Origin of the sequence: Natrialba sp. INN-245 (assembly GCF_009807105.1) — an archaeon.
Classification (GTDB): Archaea; Halobacteriota; Halobacteria; order Halobacteriales; family Natrialbaceae; genus Natrarchaeobius; species Natrarchaeobius swarupiae.
The window spans coordinates 111,971-125,566 of sequence record NZ_WUBV01000020.1; the positions used below are offsets into that span (position 1 = coordinate 111,971).

Consider the following 13,596-nt stretch of genomic DNA (forward strand, 5'->3'; position numbering starts at 1 on the left):
CTGTCGGCTCGAGTCGCCGGAGATAGCTCGGTTCGGCGGTCAGACCGGCCTCTCGTTGTTTCCAGCCGATCCATTGGATCCCTACCCGGACGGAAAAACGCTCGACGTGACCCGGTCACTCCGGGTGGTCGTCGATCAGGACGACGGCTTCGCCGTCGATCACCTGTTCGTCGTCGTCTTCGTTTCGAACCGTGGTCTCGAGACGGTACTGTGCGTTCCCGAGGGACTCGACGATCTCGACGCGTGCGGAGACGCGGTCGTCGATACCGACGGGGGCGCTGAACTCGAGGTCCTGTGAGAGGTAGATCGTGAGGCCGGGAAGCCGGGCGAGGGCGGCGCTGATGAGCCCGGAAACGAGCGTGCCGTGAGCGATGCGCTCGCCGAACCGAGTCTGACTGGCGAACTCGTCGTCTAGATGGAGACGGTTCGTGTCGCCGCTGATCCGGGCGAACGCTCGAACGTCCTCTTCCGAGAGCCTCTTCTCGAACGTGACGGTGTCGCCGACGTCGATGTCGGCCGGGTCGTCGACGGTCCGATCGAACGACCACTCGAGCTCCGAGTGGTCGATTGACGGAATCGAGGCGGGGACTGAATCGCCGTTCGACGCGGTACGGGAGTCGACGGGAAACATCGCGGAGACCGCTGCCCGGTTGGCGGCGGTTGCACCCTGAAGAAAATTCTGGGTCATCGTCGTCCACGCGTTCGTCATGGCGGCAAAGTTGTTCCCCCCAGTGTCCTGGTGTGACATCTCCCGGTGTTTCGGGAGCGAGACATATCACTCTTTGGCCGGTCTATCTCCCAGCATTCCCATCCGACAGTGGCGGAATCGTTCCGCCGTAAGCGGATTTTACCGGGTAACCTGGCGGATTCGGTTCCGTTACCTCGTCCTCCTGGGACACGACATGGCATTAGATGGTATTAGATGGTATTTTGTGGAAAGGCTTATTACGATAGGGGGCGTGGATCTACTCGATGACGGACGATTCCGACCGATCGCTCTGGTTTCCGCCGGCGATGTTCACCGAGCAGATGCAGGAGACGGGCGAGCAGGTCGCCGAATCCCAGACGGAGATGATGAAACAGTTGATGCAGGCCGGATCGTCGAACCCGTTCGACGACGTCTCCGCGTTCGGCCCGATGAACATGGGAACGGCGACGTTCAAAGCTCGCGTCCAGAGCGGCGGTCGGATCAGTATTCCCGGTCCCGAACGGGAGGCCCTCGACATCGAAGAGGGCGATATCGTTCAGACGATCGTCGTTCCCGTCAAACGCAACCGAGAGGAGTAATCATGACTCAGAACCCACTCACCACAGTCTTCAACGCACAGCGCAGCGCCGTCGAACAGTCCCAGACGCTCACCCACGACGCCCTCGAGGCACAGCGGACCTCGTTCGACGCGTTCGCCGACGCCCTCGAGACGTCGGGATCGCTCGTCGAGTCCAACGCCGAACTCGCCAAAGGGGCCGCCCACGCCTACTTCGACGCCCTCGAGTCGACGTTCCCCGAGGAGGCCGCCGACTTCGACGACCTTCGTGAGTTCGTCGACGAAAGCGTCGACTCCACGACCGAGGCCCAGACCCAGTCGATCGAAGCTGCCATCGACACGCTCGAGGAGTCCGAAGTCGCCTACGACGAGTTCGCAGCCACCTACGCCGACGTCGTCGACACCTCCTTCGACACCTTTCTCGAGGCCCACGAGCAGGCCGAAGCGAACGTGACGGCCGTCGCCGAGAACGTCGAGGACGCCGCCGACGAGTTCGACGTCTCCGCGTAGACCGTCGAGACAGCCCAGCTTTTTCACTCCCACACCCCTACAGGTATTCAATGTCAGACTCAGAGCAGCCCCAGGCCCAGAACTGGAACGCGTTCGTCGAACAGTGGAACGAACAGTTCCTCGATGCACTCGAGGACAACATGGAAGCACAGGCGCAGTTCGTCGAGAGCTGGTCGGAGACCGTCGGCGAGATGTCCGACGAGGAGGAAATCTCCGACGGCGTCGAGGGCTACGCCAAAGCCTACGAGACGTGGATGGGCGCCTCGAAACAGATGGTCGACCGGATGAACGACCAGCTCGAGGGCGAGGACGTCGAACTCGAGGAGTTTCGCGACGTCTGGCTCAACACGGCCAACGAGGCGTTCAAGGACGTCATGTCGACGACGGCCTTCGCCCGAATGACCGGCGAGACGGTCGGTGACGTCCTCGAACTGCAACAACAGGCCGACGAAGCCTCCGAAGAGACCCTCCGAATGCTCGGCTTCGCGACCGAATCCGGCGTTCTCGAAGTCGGCGACCGACTCGTCGAACTCGAGCGACGCCAGCACGCCGTCGAGCGAAAACTCGACCGCGTCCTCGAACACCTAGAAGAATGAAAAACCCCTACGCAACCGTTCTGGACATCCAACGGCAGGCCTGGGAGGAGACGGCCGACCTGGCCGAGAAGACCCGAATCGCCCCCGACCGAACCGAAACGATCGAGAACGTCGAGGTCGGTACGACCCCAAGTGAGGTCGTCTACGAGGAGAACAAACTCCGATTGCTCCACTACGAGCCGAAGACCGAACAGCAACACGACGTGCCGATCCTCGTCGTCTACGCGCTGATCAACAAGCCGTACATCCTCGATCTCCAGCCCGATCGGTCGGTCGTCCAGACCTTACTCGAGGCGGGGTTCGACGTCTACCTGATCGACTGGGGCGAGCCCTCGAAACTCGACCGTAGCCTCGGCCTCGAAGACTACGTCACCCGCTACATCGACAACTGTGCCGACGTCGTCCGCGAGCGCTCCAGTCAGGACGCGATCAACGTCCTCGGCTACTGCATGGGCGGGACGATGTCCGCGATGTACGCCGCGTTGTTCCCCGAGAAGGTCAAAAATCTCGCGCTGATGGCCGCTGGACTCTGCTTTGCCGGCGACGGCGGCGTCCTCGAGTTGTGGGGTGCCGAGGAGTACTACGACCCCGAGACGGTCAGCGAGACGTTCGACAACGTCCCGGCCGAGTTTCTGGACGTCGGCTTCGCGCTGATGGACCCCGTCGCGAACAACGTGACGAAGTACGTCCGCTTCTACGACAACGTCGAGGACGAGGAGTTCGTCGAGAACTTCGCGCGCATGGAGCGGTGGCTCGACGAGGGTATCGACGTCGCGGGACGGGCATACGAGCAGTTCATCAACGATATTTATCAGGAGAACAAACTCTACGAGAACGAACTCCACCTGAACGGCGAGCACGTCGACATCTCGAACATCGAGATGCCCGTTCTCCAGATCGTCGCCGAGTACGACCACCTCATTCCGCCGGGGGCTTCGAAGCCGTTCAACGACAGCATTCCGTCGGCGGACACCGAGATCATGGAGTTCGCGACGGGCCACATCGGAATGTCGGTCTCCTCGCGGAGCCACGCGGAACTGTGGCCCGACGTCTGTGAGTGGTTCGAGGAGCGTTCGAACGGAGAAAACGAGGGGCAACCTGCCTCGGGAAGTCGGGCGGCGGAGCCGGAAGACGCGGACGTCGCCGGTGACGAAACCGGTCCCAACGAACTCGAGAACGACGCTTCGACCCTCGAGTCGAGCGGCGATCTCGACGCGGAGACGAGCGACCTCCACGGCGAGGATCGATCGGACGAGGAGATCGCCGCCCGCGGCGAAGGAGAGGTTCAGAAAGAACCCGCCGAGCCCGGAGAGATGGCCGTCGACGAGGACGTCGTCGAGGAACTGGCCGACGACGACGCCGAATCCGATTCGGCGATCGAGGCCGAAACCGACGACATGACCGAACTAACCGGCGTCGGACAGGCGTACGCGGAGGATCTCCACAGCGCCGGCATCGAGACGTTCGACCAGCTCGCCGACGCCGATCCCGCAGAACTCGCAACCGAGACGGGAATCTCGCCGAGCCGTATCGAAGACTGGATCGATCAGGCTGGTGAGCGGTAACTACCCCGGCAGACTCGAGCGGTTTTTGCTCGCCGCGAACGCACGAATCTCGTCGCCGTCGACGAGACTGACTGAATGGTAATTCGTTCCACAGGTCGTTATTTACGATCGGAGAGTGAACGTTCACACATCCATGTCTATGGAGGGACGAACGTGCGTCATCACCGGGTCGGCACGCGGTATCGGACGAGGTATCGCCGAGCATCTCGGTGCGAAGGGAGCGAACGTCGTCGTCAACTACCGATCCTCGGAGGAGGCCGCACTCGAGGCCGCCGACGCGATCGAGACGGCAGGTGGGAACGCGGTCACCGCACAGGCTGACGTGGCGGTCCGCGAGGAGGTCGAGCACATGCGGGAGATCTGCCACGAGGCGTTCGGTTCCGCTGACGTTCTGGTGAACAACGCCGGGATCACGGCCGACGACCAGTTTACCGAGATGACTCGCGAGGAGTGGGATCGGGTGATGGACGTTAACCTGGGCGGGATGTTCAACTGCACGCAGGAGTTCTACGACGACATCTGGAACGCAGACGAAGGTCGACTGATCAACATCTCGAGTGTCGTCGGTAAACAGGGCAACTTCGGCCAGGCAAACTACGCTGCCGCGAAAAGCGGGATGTTCGGCTTCACGCGAACCATCGCCCTCGAGTTCGCTCAGGGCGGTTCGACCGCGAACTGCGTCGCGCCAGGGTTCACCCGCACCGACATGGTCGAGAACGTCCCGGAGAAAGTCCTCGATCGGATCGTCGCCGGCATCCCGCTCGAGCGACTCGCCGAAGTCGAAGATATCGCCGCAGTCGTCCGATTTCTCGCCAGCGAGGAGTCGTCATACGTGACGGGCGAAGTGATCGACGTCAACGGCGGGATGGACCTGTAACCCGTCGATGACTCCGCCGTCCCTGCCCGTTACGCATCCGGGTCCGACACGACTCGGCTCTCGAGATCCGAAACTGTCTCACGGAGTTCGGTGACGAGCACCTCGAGTACCTCCTCGGCTGGGAGTGTTTCCTCCACTACCCCACCGCTTTGGCCAGCGTACAGTGCCATCTCCTCGATGGCTCCGTCGACGTCCGGCGTGGCCAGCGCCTCGTCGTAGCGTTCGATCGGTTTCCCCGACTCGGTCGTCGCGACGACGTCGTCCTCGCCGGGGCGCTCGCCGGGTTCCGGCTGCCCGGCCGCGTCCCAGCGCTCGAGCGTTCCGTTCTCGAGCATCCGGTGAGGCATGCCGGGCCAGCCCTTGTCGTACAGCGTCGTGTATCGTGTGTCCGTCTCGTCGCTTTCGATGACTCGCTCCCGATACGTCTCGTGGACGGACGCTTGCGTCGTCGCGACGAACCGGGTTCCGAGCCATGCGCCGTCCGCGCCGAGCGCGAGTGCGGCCGCAATCCCCCGTCCATCGGCGATCCCGCCCGCGGCGACGATCGGCACGTCGTCGCCGACCGCGTCCGCGACGGGAGGGACGAGTGCGGTCGTCGCCACCTCGCTCTGGACGTGTCCTCCGGCCTCGAGTCCCTGCGTGACGACGACGTCGATGCCGGCGTCGACCGCTTTGCGGGCGGCCGCGGCGCTGCCGACCGTCTGGAACGCGAGCGCGCCCGCATCGTGAACCCAGTCCACGTAGGGTGCGGCGTCGCCGAAGGAGAAGGTAACGACGTCCGGGCTGGCATCGAGGATCGCCTCGAGGTGATCGTCGGTGTCCACGATCGTGGTCCGGTCGTCGAGTGCGAGGTTCACCGCGAACGGTTCGTCTGTCCGCTCGCGAGTCTCTCGGATCAGTCGACTCGTCTCCGCTATGTCGCGCCACGTGACGGCCAGATGACCGAGTCCCCCGGCGTTCGAGACGGCCGCGGCGAGTTCGGGAGTCGTCGCGCTCCCGATCGGTGCCTGGACGATCGGGTGCTCGATACCGACGGTTTCACAGAGTGCCGTGTGAATCGTCATTTCACGACACGTCGGTTCGCATCATCGGTATATCACTTCCGGTGATTCCATCCCGTCCCGTCAGTCCGAGCTCCGGTGTTTTTCCTTCCTTCGTACCCGGACGTTCTCGATCCCGGTGTCGGGATACTGGCCGTCGTCGTCTTTCTCGACCGCTTTGACCATATCCCAGACCACGTTGAGTCCGGTGGTAACGCCCTCGAGCGCCTCCATCTCACAGCCCGTCTTTCCGGTGGTCTCGACGGCGACTGTGAGTTCGATCCGATCCTCGCCGAGGTCGAAGTCGGTGTCGACGTTGGTGATCGGGATCTGGTGGCACATCGGGATCGTCTCCCAGGTGTGTTTGACAGCCTGAATCGCGCCGATCCGGGCGGTTGCGAGCACGTCGCCCTTGCCGACTTCGTCCGCTCGGATCGCCTCGATCGTCGCGGGCTGGAGTCGAATCTCGCCGACAGCGACTGCCCGGCGTTCGCTGTCCGGCTTGTCGCCGACGTCGACCATCTGGACGTCACCCTCGTCGGTCGTGTGCGTAAGTCCCTCGGCGGCGTCGGTTCTCGGGTCCGGGTTCGACCCCTCGGCGGAGGACGGCTCCTCAGACATCGGTCTCACCCCACAACACGGCGGGAATCTCCTCGAGCAGGTCGGTGGCGAGATAGCCGTACCCTCCGTCTTCTGCGAGCCGTTCGCCGGCGAGTCCGTTGACGTGTGCGCCCGCCCCAGCGGCATCGAGCGGTTCCGCGTGCTCCATCAACGCGGCGACGATCCCCGCCAACGTATCGCCGGTTCCACCGACTTTCATCCCCGGCGTTCCGGAGCGACTGATCCGCGTTCGGCTGCCGTCCGTGATGACGTCGTCGGCCCCCTTCACGAGGACGACGTGGCCCAGATCGGCCGCAAAGGATTCGATCTCGTCAGCGATGTCGGCGAGCGAGTCGGCGTCGGGACCACCCATACGCTCGAGTTCGCCCCGGTTGGGCGTACAGACGAGCGTCGCGTCGGTGTCGACGTCGGGCACGACCGCCAGGGCGTCGGCGTCGACGACCGCGCGGCCGGTGTAGGACTCGAGGAACTGGCAAACGGCCTCGAGGGTTTCGTCGGCGGTGCCGAGGCCGGGGCCGAGCACGACGACGTTCTCGTAGCGCTCTGCGGTCTCGACCAGCCCGTCGACCTGATCGGGCGTGAGCACGTCGCCCTCGTACGGCTGGACGATGAGGTCCTCGCTGTAGCCCTGGATCTCGCCCGTGACAGAGTCGGGGGCGGCGACGAACGACAGTTCTGCACCCGCGCGTAACGCGGACTGGGCGGCGAGTGCTGGCGCGCCGGTGTAGGGGCCGCCTCCGATGACGTACGGTCGTCCCTCGCGGTCGGTCGGGCGGGCGAGGTCGACGTCGCCGGGGCCGACGAACCGTTCGGCGGCGTCCGGGATACCGATGTCCGCGACGGTGATCTCGGCATCGAGTGCCTCGAGTCCGGGTTTCACGTCGTGAAAAGTGACGACGTGGTCGGCTTCGACCCTGTTGTCGGCGTGGTCCCCACCGTCGGCGTCGAACCCGGAGGGAACGTCGACCGCGACGACGGTCGCGTCGGCGTCGTTGATCGCCCGCGCCGCCGTCGCCGCCGGCTCCCGAAGGTCGCCGCTGATACCCGTCCCGAGCATCGCGTCGACGATCACGTCGGCATCGGGGAGGTCGAACGCTTGGGAGTCGGTCACCTCGCGGACGTCGTAGTCGGCGCACTCGAGGGCGTCCCAGTTTTCACGGGCGATCTCGGTGCCGATCGTTTCGGCCCGTCCCAGCAAGAGCGTCGTCGTCTCGTACCCCTCGAGAAACCTGACGGCGACGAACGCGTCCCCGCCGTTGTTTCCGCGCCCGGCGACGATCGCCACGCTCGAACCCGTGTCCGCGACGTCCCGGACTGCCCGGGCGACCGCGTGTCCGCTCGACTCCATCAGCTGTTTTCTCGCCACGCCGAGGGCCGCGGCGTTCTCGTCGACGGCGGCCATTCGCTCGCCTGTTATCATGATCGGCCGTTCGCTTGCCGTCGCGTTAAGCGTGTGGGAGTCCGTTTCCGTGCGCCGAGGACCGATTCGAGTTCGGGCACTCGTCTCGACTGCGTACGGGTTTCGTAGACGTAACAATTACCTAACACGGGATCCTACTCCCGATCGTCCATGGTTTCCCGCGAAAACCGCGTCCTCCTCGGATCGCTCTTCCTGGTCTGGCTCGCCGTGACGATCGTCGGCCTGACGGGCATCGGCGCAGAGAGTTCGGTGCTGGCGTTCGTCGTCCTGGCCGGAATCGGGATCGTCCTCCCGCAACTGTACCTGGCCGCTACGGACGACGACGTTCCCGGACGTAAACGCGTTCGGATCGCCGCCGTCCTCGCACTCGTCATCGCGATGCTCGGATTCTCCGGCGCGGACGCGACCGAGCGGCTGATCATCGCGGGCCTCGTCGCCGCGTTGCTGGTCGCGGTCGTCGCGTACGAGTTCACTGCCGGCTACCGGGGCACCGCCGCCGAGCGATAACCCTCCGAACCGCCCGATACCGAACGACTCCCGCCTCGAGCGATAGACTCTCGGTTCGTCGGCCCTTCCTTTCGCCGTGAACGTCTTCTGGCTCGACGAGGACCCCCGACTCGCCGCCCATTATCACTGCGATCAACACGTGAACAAACTGTTGCTCGAGGCCGCGCAAGTCCTCTGTACTGCCGCCCGTGAGAACGGCTCCGGGGCCGACTTTCTCTACCAGTCGACCCACGTCGACCATCCAGTTACGCGCTGGGCGACCGAGTCACGCGCGAACTGGCTCCAACTGTGCGACCACGCCGAGGCGCTCAACGCGGAGTTCGTCGAACGCTACGAGAAGACCGAGGACCACGCCAGTTGGACCGTGATCGACCGGATCGATCCCGACGAGATCGCGTTTCCGAGCGAGGGGCCGACGCCCCGACCGCAGGCGATGCCCGAAGAGTACCGGAACCCCGACGACACCGTGGCAGCCTACCGCGCCTACTACGCCGGCGAGAAGGCGGAGTGGGCCGAGTGGCGTTACACCGACGAACCACCGTGGCTCGAGGAATATCTGGAACTCGAGTGAGCGTTACGATCCACCCAGACCGTTTGTTCACACTCCCTACTCAGTCCTGCAAGCGGTGGGGATGGGATTTGAACGACGTGAAGACGATCACGCTCACTTCGTTCGCGTGCTGCGACTTCTCTAGTTCAAATCCCATCGGCCTCGCTGTCGCTCACGTGATTGTTCGCGACAGCAACGGTGGGGATGGGATTTGAACCCATGAGGCTTGACAGCCACCTGCTCTCAAGGCAGGCGCGTTGGGCCGCTCTGCCACCCCACCTCACCCACACCTTCCCCACGCGTTCAAAAATGGTTATCGGTCTACCGCCGCTCGAGTCGACCGTCTTCTCCGACCGCCAGCCCGAGTTCCTCGATCGCGGCCGCCGTCGCCTCCCCGCCCGGTCTGCCGGCGATCTCGTGCGCCTCGAGCGTCGCGACGGTCGCACACAGCCCGGACTCCGTCGCCACGGAGGGGATCACGGGCGCGAACCCGAGGTCCAGTCCGGCCGCCCGGGTCCGGCGTGCCAGCGTCGAGAGCGCCGGCGTCGCGTACGCCTCGGCGAAGTCGATCGTATCGGTAAAGCCCGCAAAAGAGACGCGTCCGCCCGACGACGGCCCGAGGACCACGTCGTGGCGTCTGAGCCCCATCGCCGCGCCATCTATGTCCGACCGGCCGACCAGCGACGCGGTCGGCTCGAGTACGCCCACCGTTCCGACCTCCTCGCGCTCGAGCAGGTGGGTGACGGTGTTGCCGATCCGCGCCGAACGCGTGGAGCCGACTTGCCGTTCGAACCGGACCTCCTCGAGTCCCTCGAGGGCGTCTGCAGCGAGGTCGCGAATCGCATCTTCGGGCTCCTCGCCCACGTCGACGTCGTCGGGAAGCGTCCCCTCGTCTCGGTAGTTGACGAGGACGTCCCCACCGCTCGCCGCGGCGGCCCGCAGGACGTCCGCCGTCGCGGCCTCGGACAGCAGGGACGCCTCGGATTCGGTCAACGGGGTCGTCTCGACGAGTGACGGGAGGGCGAGCCCATCCCACGGTGGGTCGACGGGAACGACGACGATCATGCCCGTCACTCCGGCGTCGCGACCCTTGAACGCGGCGCTTGTGACACGACAATCGGTATGCCGATCGGCGTCGAGAAGAACGTATGAACGAACGAACGCTCGCCGGTGCGTTCGGCGTCAGTGTCGTCGGCTGTACGGTCGTCCTGGGGGTCTACGGCCTCGTCTCGGGGTACCTCCTCGAGTCGGCTGGCGACCTGCTCGTACCGTCGGCCGCGACGCTCGCGGTCGTGATCGTTGTCGTCGCCGCCCTGGTCGGCCTCGGAACGGGCGGGTCCCGTCGACTGGCCACACCGTACTGGTAGTGTAACACTCCGAGGCGCTTTCGGTCGCCCGCTATCGTTCCCGACGTCCCTTCGTCTGGCGGTAGTCCGAGGCCATCAGCGCCGCGAAGTGTTCGACCCACGCCTGGGTCTGCTCGTCGGTCTGCGCTCGCGCCTCGACCATCGGGACGAGTGCGAACCCGCGACCGCGGATCGTCGTCGCGTGGGCGTCCGGAAACGCGAGTTCCGTGGCCGGCGTCGTCGTGTACTCCGTCGCGATTTCGGCGAGCGCACGCTCGCCGACGGGGATCAGGACCTCGGGGTTGATCATCCTGATCTCGGCGTTCAGATACGGCTCGCAGTTGTCGATCTCCTCGTCGGTCGGCGGCCGCTCGGGATCCCGACATCGCGTGAGATTCGTCAGGTAGACGTTCTCGAGTTTCGGTCGATCCGCCGGCGACGTGGCGTCACAGAGTGCCAGGCGCTCGAGAATGCGTCGAAGCCCGTCCGATTTTCCCTCACTGTCACCGTCCGTGGCGTCGCTTGCACTCGCCACGAGCGGAACGCCGACGTCGTCTGCGGCGGCAGAGGGCCGTTCACCGACGAACAGGAAGTCTGCCCCGACGTCGCCGTAGCCGTGGACGACCTGCGTTCGCGTCTCACAGAGCGCGGGGCAGTTCCGACACTCCTCGTCCATGTTGAACGGGTTCGCTCGAGTTCGCTGATTCGCGTCCACACCCGAACCTCGGGGCCAGATACTAAAAGAAACGCGACTGATGGTCGATCACGATCACCGAGAGAGCAGGTGCTACGACGACCGAAGCGACTCGAGGCGCTCGAGCGTCTCGGCGTCGTCGGGGCTCTTGTCGTGGCGAACCCCGACGAACCGGGGGAACCGAAGCGCGTAGCCCGAAGAGTACGTCGGCGAGGTCTGGATCTCCTCGTAGCCGACCTCGAAGACCACCGCTGGCTCGAGAGTTACCTCCTGGCCGTCCTCGGCGGCGATGTGTGACTCGAGTAACTCCGTCAACTCGGCGAGTTTCTCGTCCGTGATGCCGGTCGCGACTTTGCCGACCGTCTCGAGCGTGTCGCCGTCGCGAACGGAGAGTTCGAACGTTCCGAGAAACGTCGCACGCCGGCCTTCGCCCCACTCCGCACCGGTGACGACGCAGTCGAGCGTCTCCACGTCCGGCTTTCGCTTTCGCCAGTTCTTCCCCCGACGGCCGGGCGTGTACGCCGATTTGGGGTCTTTGAGCATGATCCCCTCGTGGCCCGCCTCGAGTGCGTCGGCGTCGATCGACTCGATCTCGTCGGCGTCGTCGGTGATCCAGAGCAAGGAGAGTCCGTCGACGTCCGTCGGTTCGACGTCGTCTCCAACCCGAGCCCGCAGGACGCTCTCGAGCCTGTCGTGGCGGTCGACTACCGGTTCCTTGAGGAGATCTTCGCCGTCGGTGTGTAAGCAGTCGAAGAAGACGGGCCGGACGGCGACGTCCTCGCGGGCCTTCTCGACGTCGTGTTTGCGCCGGAATCGCTTGAGCACCTCCTGGAACGGCAGCGGCTCGCCGTCGGCGTCGGCGGCGACGACCTCCCCGTCGAGGATGACGGGTTCCTCGAGAGTCTCCTCGGCGAACTCGACGACCTCCGGCAACGCGGCGGTGACGTCCTCCATGTTTCGCGAGAAGACGCGCGTGGCGGCACTCGAGTCGTCGGATCCGGCGCTGGACGACGCGTCGATGGCACCGGGATCGTGCTCGAGGCCGTCGGGATCGTGGTGCAATTGAATTCTCGCACCATCGTATTTCCACTCTACAGCGGCTTCTTCCCACTCCTCGAGCGCGTCGGTCACGGTTCCGGCCTGTGCGAGCATCGCCTGGACGGGACGGCCGAGTTCGAGGTCGACGGCGTCGAGCCCCTCGAGGCCCTCCTCGCGGGCGACGCGAGCGATCCTGCCGTAATCGTTCGACACCTGCAAGGCGCGTTCGACCCGGTCGTCGGGGACGTCGAACGCGTCGGCGATAGCATCTCTGACGGCCCCCTCGCCGACGCCGATGCGCATCTCCGAGAGGACGAGTCGTGCGAGATAGCGGGCTTCCTCGCTCGAACAGCGGTTGAACAGGCCGAACAGGAGGTCGATCTTCCGGTCCTGGCTTCCGGAGCCCTCCGCGGCCGCGAGCGAGACGAGCGTCTCGTGGACCTCCCGAACGGTGGGGTCGTCTCCGCCACTACCGCCGGTGAACGCACTGAGCCCCTGCTGGCCGCCGAACTCGTAGCTGGCCGTGACCTCTCCGATCTCGCCGATCTCCGCGAGCCGATCCTCGACGTCGTCGGCGTCGACGTTCGTTCCTGCGGCGCGAGCGATCGCCTCGTAACACGCCGACGGGCCGACGTCGAGCGTCGTCGAGTCCCAGGCCGGGAACACGCGACCCTGGACGAAGCGGGCGATCACCTCGATCTCGTCGCCGGCGTCGACGAGAAGGTCCGTGACGCACTCGACGATCTCGAGGTCGGCGGATTCGGCGTCGATCTCCGCGGCTCGCTCGGCGAACGTCGCGAACTTCATCGGCCGTTGCTATCCCCGGCGGGGGTAAAACGGTTCTGAGACCCGCTCGGCCTGGATGGTTGAAAAGCGACCGACGCCTCGAGGTGTGATTACCGAACCGGGACGGCTCGAGCGCGTTCGTAGATCGTTCCGCTGAGACAGCCGATCGGGATCGTCAGCCAGCCGGTCAGGATCACGGCGAAGATGCCGATGACGACCGTCAGCATCGATGCGACCTCGAGCCGCTCCGTCGTCGTCTCGATTCCCGTTCCGGTTCCGCCGACGGCCATAACGACGAGGAGGGTAAGAAAGACGAGGACGAGCGCGAGCGCGTACGTCAACACGGTCGCAAGCGCTCCGGCGACGGCCCCGAAGAACGGAGTGCGATCGGGGAGGTATCGCCAGACTGCCGCGGCGACGAGGAAGGCGGCCGGGACGATGAACGGGACCGCGACGAGCGCACTCGCGCTCCAGAACGGATGAATGAAGTCGTGTGTGACACCGAGGTGGTAGACGACGGTCGTGGCCAACGCGTAGACGACGGCGATCGAAACGGCGGCCGCCGCACCCGCGTAGCCAGCGCCGAGCTCTCGCTGGTCCGCGCGCGGCAGCCGTCCGGGGCCGAATCGCTTACACGCGGTCGCGAGGGACTGGAGGGTTGGTATGGGGGCCATGGGAAAATGTTGTGTCAGCACAACCAAATTTCTTTGGGCGGAATCGGGATCGCTGGAAGTGTTTCGTCGGAGAGAGCCGGCTTTAAAGGGATCGGGCTCGCACTCGG

At 65.1% G+C, this 13,596-nt stretch carries 16 protein-coding genes and 1 tRNA gene; 8 read left to right on the top strand and 9 right to left on the bottom strand.

The genetic code is table 11. From position 1 onward, the window contains the following. Positions 1 to 115 precede the first annotated feature (115 nt). Positions 116 to 748, bottom strand: coding sequence for a MaoC family dehydratase (locus tag GRS80_RS08165; protein ID WP_160047110.1), 633 nt, complete (start codon positions 746 to 748; stop codon positions 116 to 118). Between the two features lie 224 nt (positions 749 to 972). On the opposite strand from GRS80_RS08165, the gene GRS80_RS08170 reads away from it, so the two are divergent. The 5 genes from GRS80_RS08170 (at position 973) to fabG (ending at position 4,813) form a co-directional block, all read left to right on the top strand. Next, positions 973 to 1,287, top strand: a complete 315-nt coding sequence (locus GRS80_RS08170) for an AbrB/MazE/SpoVT family DNA-binding domain-containing protein (protein WP_149081251.1) — start codon at positions 973 to 975, stop codon at positions 1,285 to 1,287. A gap of 2 nt (positions 1,288 to 1,289) precedes the next feature. Continuing rightward, positions 1,290 to 1,775 carry a hypothetical protein gene (locus tag GRS80_RS08175; RefSeq protein WP_160047111.1) on the top strand — a complete coding sequence of 162 codons (486 nt, stop codon included), beginning with the start codon at positions 1,290 to 1,292 and terminating at the stop codon, positions 1,773 to 1,775. Positions 1,776 to 1,825: 50 nt separating this feature from the next. After that, positions 1,826 to 2,371, top strand: coding sequence for a poly(R)-hydroxyalkanoic acid synthase subunit PhaE (locus tag GRS80_RS08180; RefSeq protein WP_160047112.1), 546 nt, complete (start codon positions 1,826 to 1,828; stop codon positions 2,369 to 2,371). Next, entirely contained in the window at positions 2,368 to 3,936 is a 1,569-nt protein-coding gene (gene phaC, locus GRS80_RS08185; RefSeq protein ID WP_160047113.1) for a class III poly(R)-hydroxyalkanoic acid synthase subunit PhaC, read from the top strand. The genes GRS80_RS08180 and phaC overlap by 4 nt, the downstream gene beginning before the upstream one ends. 133 nt (positions 3,937 to 4,069) lie before the next feature. Continuing rightward, complete coding sequence (gene fabG / locus GRS80_RS08190; RefSeq protein ID WP_149081247.1) at positions 4,070 to 4,813, top strand: 3-oxoacyl-ACP reductase FabG; 744 nt, start codon at positions 4,070 to 4,072, stop codon at positions 4,811 to 4,813. A 29-nt stretch (positions 4,814 to 4,842) separates the two neighbouring features. Here the strand turns inward: fabG and GRS80_RS08195 are convergent, their stop codons facing one another. From GRS80_RS08195 to GRS80_RS08205, 3 genes are read right to left on the bottom strand one after another with little or no spacing between them, the layout of a single operon-like run. Further along, positions 4,843 to 5,877: a nitronate monooxygenase gene (locus GRS80_RS08195; protein WP_160047114.1), complete on the bottom strand. Its 1,035-nt coding sequence runs from the start codon at positions 5,875 to 5,877 to the stop codon at positions 4,843 to 4,845. 60 nt (positions 5,878 to 5,937) lie between these two features. Further along, entirely contained in the window at positions 5,938 to 6,474 is a 537-nt protein-coding gene (gene moaC / locus GRS80_RS08200; RefSeq protein WP_160047115.1) for a cyclic pyranopterin monophosphate synthase MoaC, read from the bottom strand. Continuing rightward, positions 6,467 to 7,894, bottom strand: coding sequence for an NAD(P)H-hydrate dehydratase (locus tag GRS80_RS08205; protein WP_160047116.1), 1,428 nt, complete (start codon positions 7,892 to 7,894; stop codon positions 6,467 to 6,469). The genes moaC and GRS80_RS08205 overlap by 8 nt, the downstream gene beginning before the upstream one ends. A gap of 150 nt (positions 7,895 to 8,044) precedes the next feature. Here GRS80_RS08205 and GRS80_RS08210 point away from each other — a divergent pair, with 150 nt between their 5' ends. After that, positions 8,045 to 8,401 carry a hypothetical protein gene (locus tag GRS80_RS08210; protein ID WP_160047117.1) on the top strand — a complete coding sequence of 119 codons (357 nt, stop codon included), beginning with the start codon at positions 8,045 to 8,047 and terminating at the stop codon, positions 8,399 to 8,401. A gap of 76 nt (positions 8,402 to 8,477) precedes the next feature. Further along, a complete protein-coding gene (locus GRS80_RS08215) occupies positions 8,478 to 8,972 on the top strand; it encodes a hypothetical protein (protein ID WP_343161498.1) in 495 nt (164 codons plus the stop codon). A gap of 175 nt (positions 8,973 to 9,147) precedes the next feature. Here the strand turns inward: GRS80_RS08215 and GRS80_RS08220 are convergent. Together GRS80_RS08220 and GRS80_RS08225 are read right to left on the bottom strand one after the other, a co-directional pair. After that, a tRNA-Ser gene (locus GRS80_RS08220) sits at positions 9,148 to 9,231 on the bottom strand. 41 nt (positions 9,232 to 9,272) lie between these two features. Beyond that, positions 9,273 to 10,016 (bottom strand): hypothetical protein, encoded by a 744-nt coding sequence (locus GRS80_RS08225; RefSeq protein WP_160047118.1) that lies wholly within the window; start codon positions 10,014 to 10,016, stop codon positions 9,273 to 9,275. Positions 10,017 to 10,099: 83 nt separating this feature from the next. On the opposite strand from GRS80_RS08225, the gene GRS80_RS08230 reads away from it, so the two are divergent. Further along, entirely contained in the window at positions 10,100 to 10,318 is a 219-nt protein-coding gene (locus GRS80_RS08230) for a hypothetical protein (protein ID WP_160047119.1), read from the top strand. A gap of 31 nt (positions 10,319 to 10,349) precedes the next feature. On the opposite strand, the gene GRS80_RS08235 is transcribed toward GRS80_RS08230, so the two are convergent. From GRS80_RS08235 to GRS80_RS08245, 3 genes are all read right to left on the bottom strand, one after another. Next, complete coding sequence (locus tag GRS80_RS08235) at positions 10,350 to 10,973, bottom strand: uracil-DNA glycosylase (protein ID WP_160047146.1); 624 nt, start codon at positions 10,971 to 10,973, stop codon at positions 10,350 to 10,352. 111 nt (positions 10,974 to 11,084) lie between these two features. Further along, the gene (ligA, locus tag GRS80_RS08240; RefSeq protein ID WP_160047120.1) at positions 11,085 to 12,836 is read right to left on the bottom strand and encodes an ATP-dependent DNA ligase LigA; all 1,752 of its coding nucleotides are present in this window, start codon (positions 12,834 to 12,836) and stop codon (positions 11,085 to 11,087) included. Positions 12,837 to 12,925: 89 nt separating this feature from the next. Next, positions 12,926 to 13,489, bottom strand: coding sequence for a hypothetical protein (locus GRS80_RS08245; protein WP_160047121.1), 564 nt, complete (start codon positions 13,487 to 13,489; stop codon positions 12,926 to 12,928). Positions 13,490 to 13,596: the final 107 nt, after the last annotated feature.

Bases quoted from the DNA above. Each gene is read 5' to 3' on its own strand.
- GRS80_RS08165 (WP_160047110.1), bottom strand. From the start codon at position 748: ATGTCACACCAGGACACTGGGGGGAACAACTTTGCCGCCATGACGAAC.
- GRS80_RS08170 (WP_149081251.1), top strand. From the start codon at position 973: ATGACGGACGATTCCGACCGATCGCTCTGGTTTCCGCCGGCGATGTTC.
- GRS80_RS08175 (WP_160047111.1), top strand. From the start codon at position 1,290: ATGACTCAGAACCCACTCACCACAGTCTTCAACGCACAGCGCAGCGCC.
- GRS80_RS08180 (WP_160047112.1), top strand. From the start codon at position 1,826: ATGTCAGACTCAGAGCAGCCCCAGGCCCAGAACTGGAACGCGTTCGTC.
- phaC (WP_160047113.1), top strand. From the start codon at position 2,368: ATGAAAAACCCCTACGCAACCGTTCTGGACATCCAACGGCAGGCCTGG.
- fabG (WP_149081247.1), top strand. From the start codon at position 4,070: ATGTCTATGGAGGGACGAACGTGCGTCATCACCGGGTCGGCACGCGGT.
- GRS80_RS08195 (WP_160047114.1), bottom strand. From the start codon at position 5,877: ATGACGATTCACACGGCACTCTGTGAAACCGTCGGTATCGAGCACCCG.
- moaC (WP_160047115.1), bottom strand. From the start codon at position 6,474: ATGTCTGAGGAGCCGTCCTCCGCCGAGGGGTCGAACCCGGACCCGAGA.
- GRS80_RS08205 (WP_160047116.1), bottom strand. From the start codon at position 7,894: ATGATAACAGGCGAGCGAATGGCCGCCGTCGACGAGAACGCCGCGGCC.
- GRS80_RS08210 (WP_160047117.1), top strand. From the start codon at position 8,045: ATGGTTTCCCGCGAAAACCGCGTCCTCCTCGGATCGCTCTTCCTGGTC.
- GRS80_RS08225 (WP_160047118.1), bottom strand. From the start codon at position 10,016: ATGATCGTCGTCGTTCCCGTCGACCCACCGTGGGATGGGCTCGCCCTC.
- GRS80_RS08230 (WP_160047119.1), top strand. From the start codon at position 10,100: ATGAACGAACGAACGCTCGCCGGTGCGTTCGGCGTCAGTGTCGTCGGC.
- GRS80_RS08235 (WP_160047146.1), bottom strand. From the start codon at position 10,973: ATGGACGAGGAGTGTCGGAACTGCCCCGCGCTCTGTGAGACGCGAACG.
- ligA (WP_160047120.1), bottom strand. From the start codon at position 12,836: ATGAAGTTCGCGACGTTCGCCGAGCGAGCCGCGGAGATCGACGCCGAA.
- GRS80_RS08245 (WP_160047121.1), bottom strand. From the start codon at position 13,489: ATGGCCCCCATACCAACCCTCCAGTCCCTCGCGACCGCGTGTAAGCGA.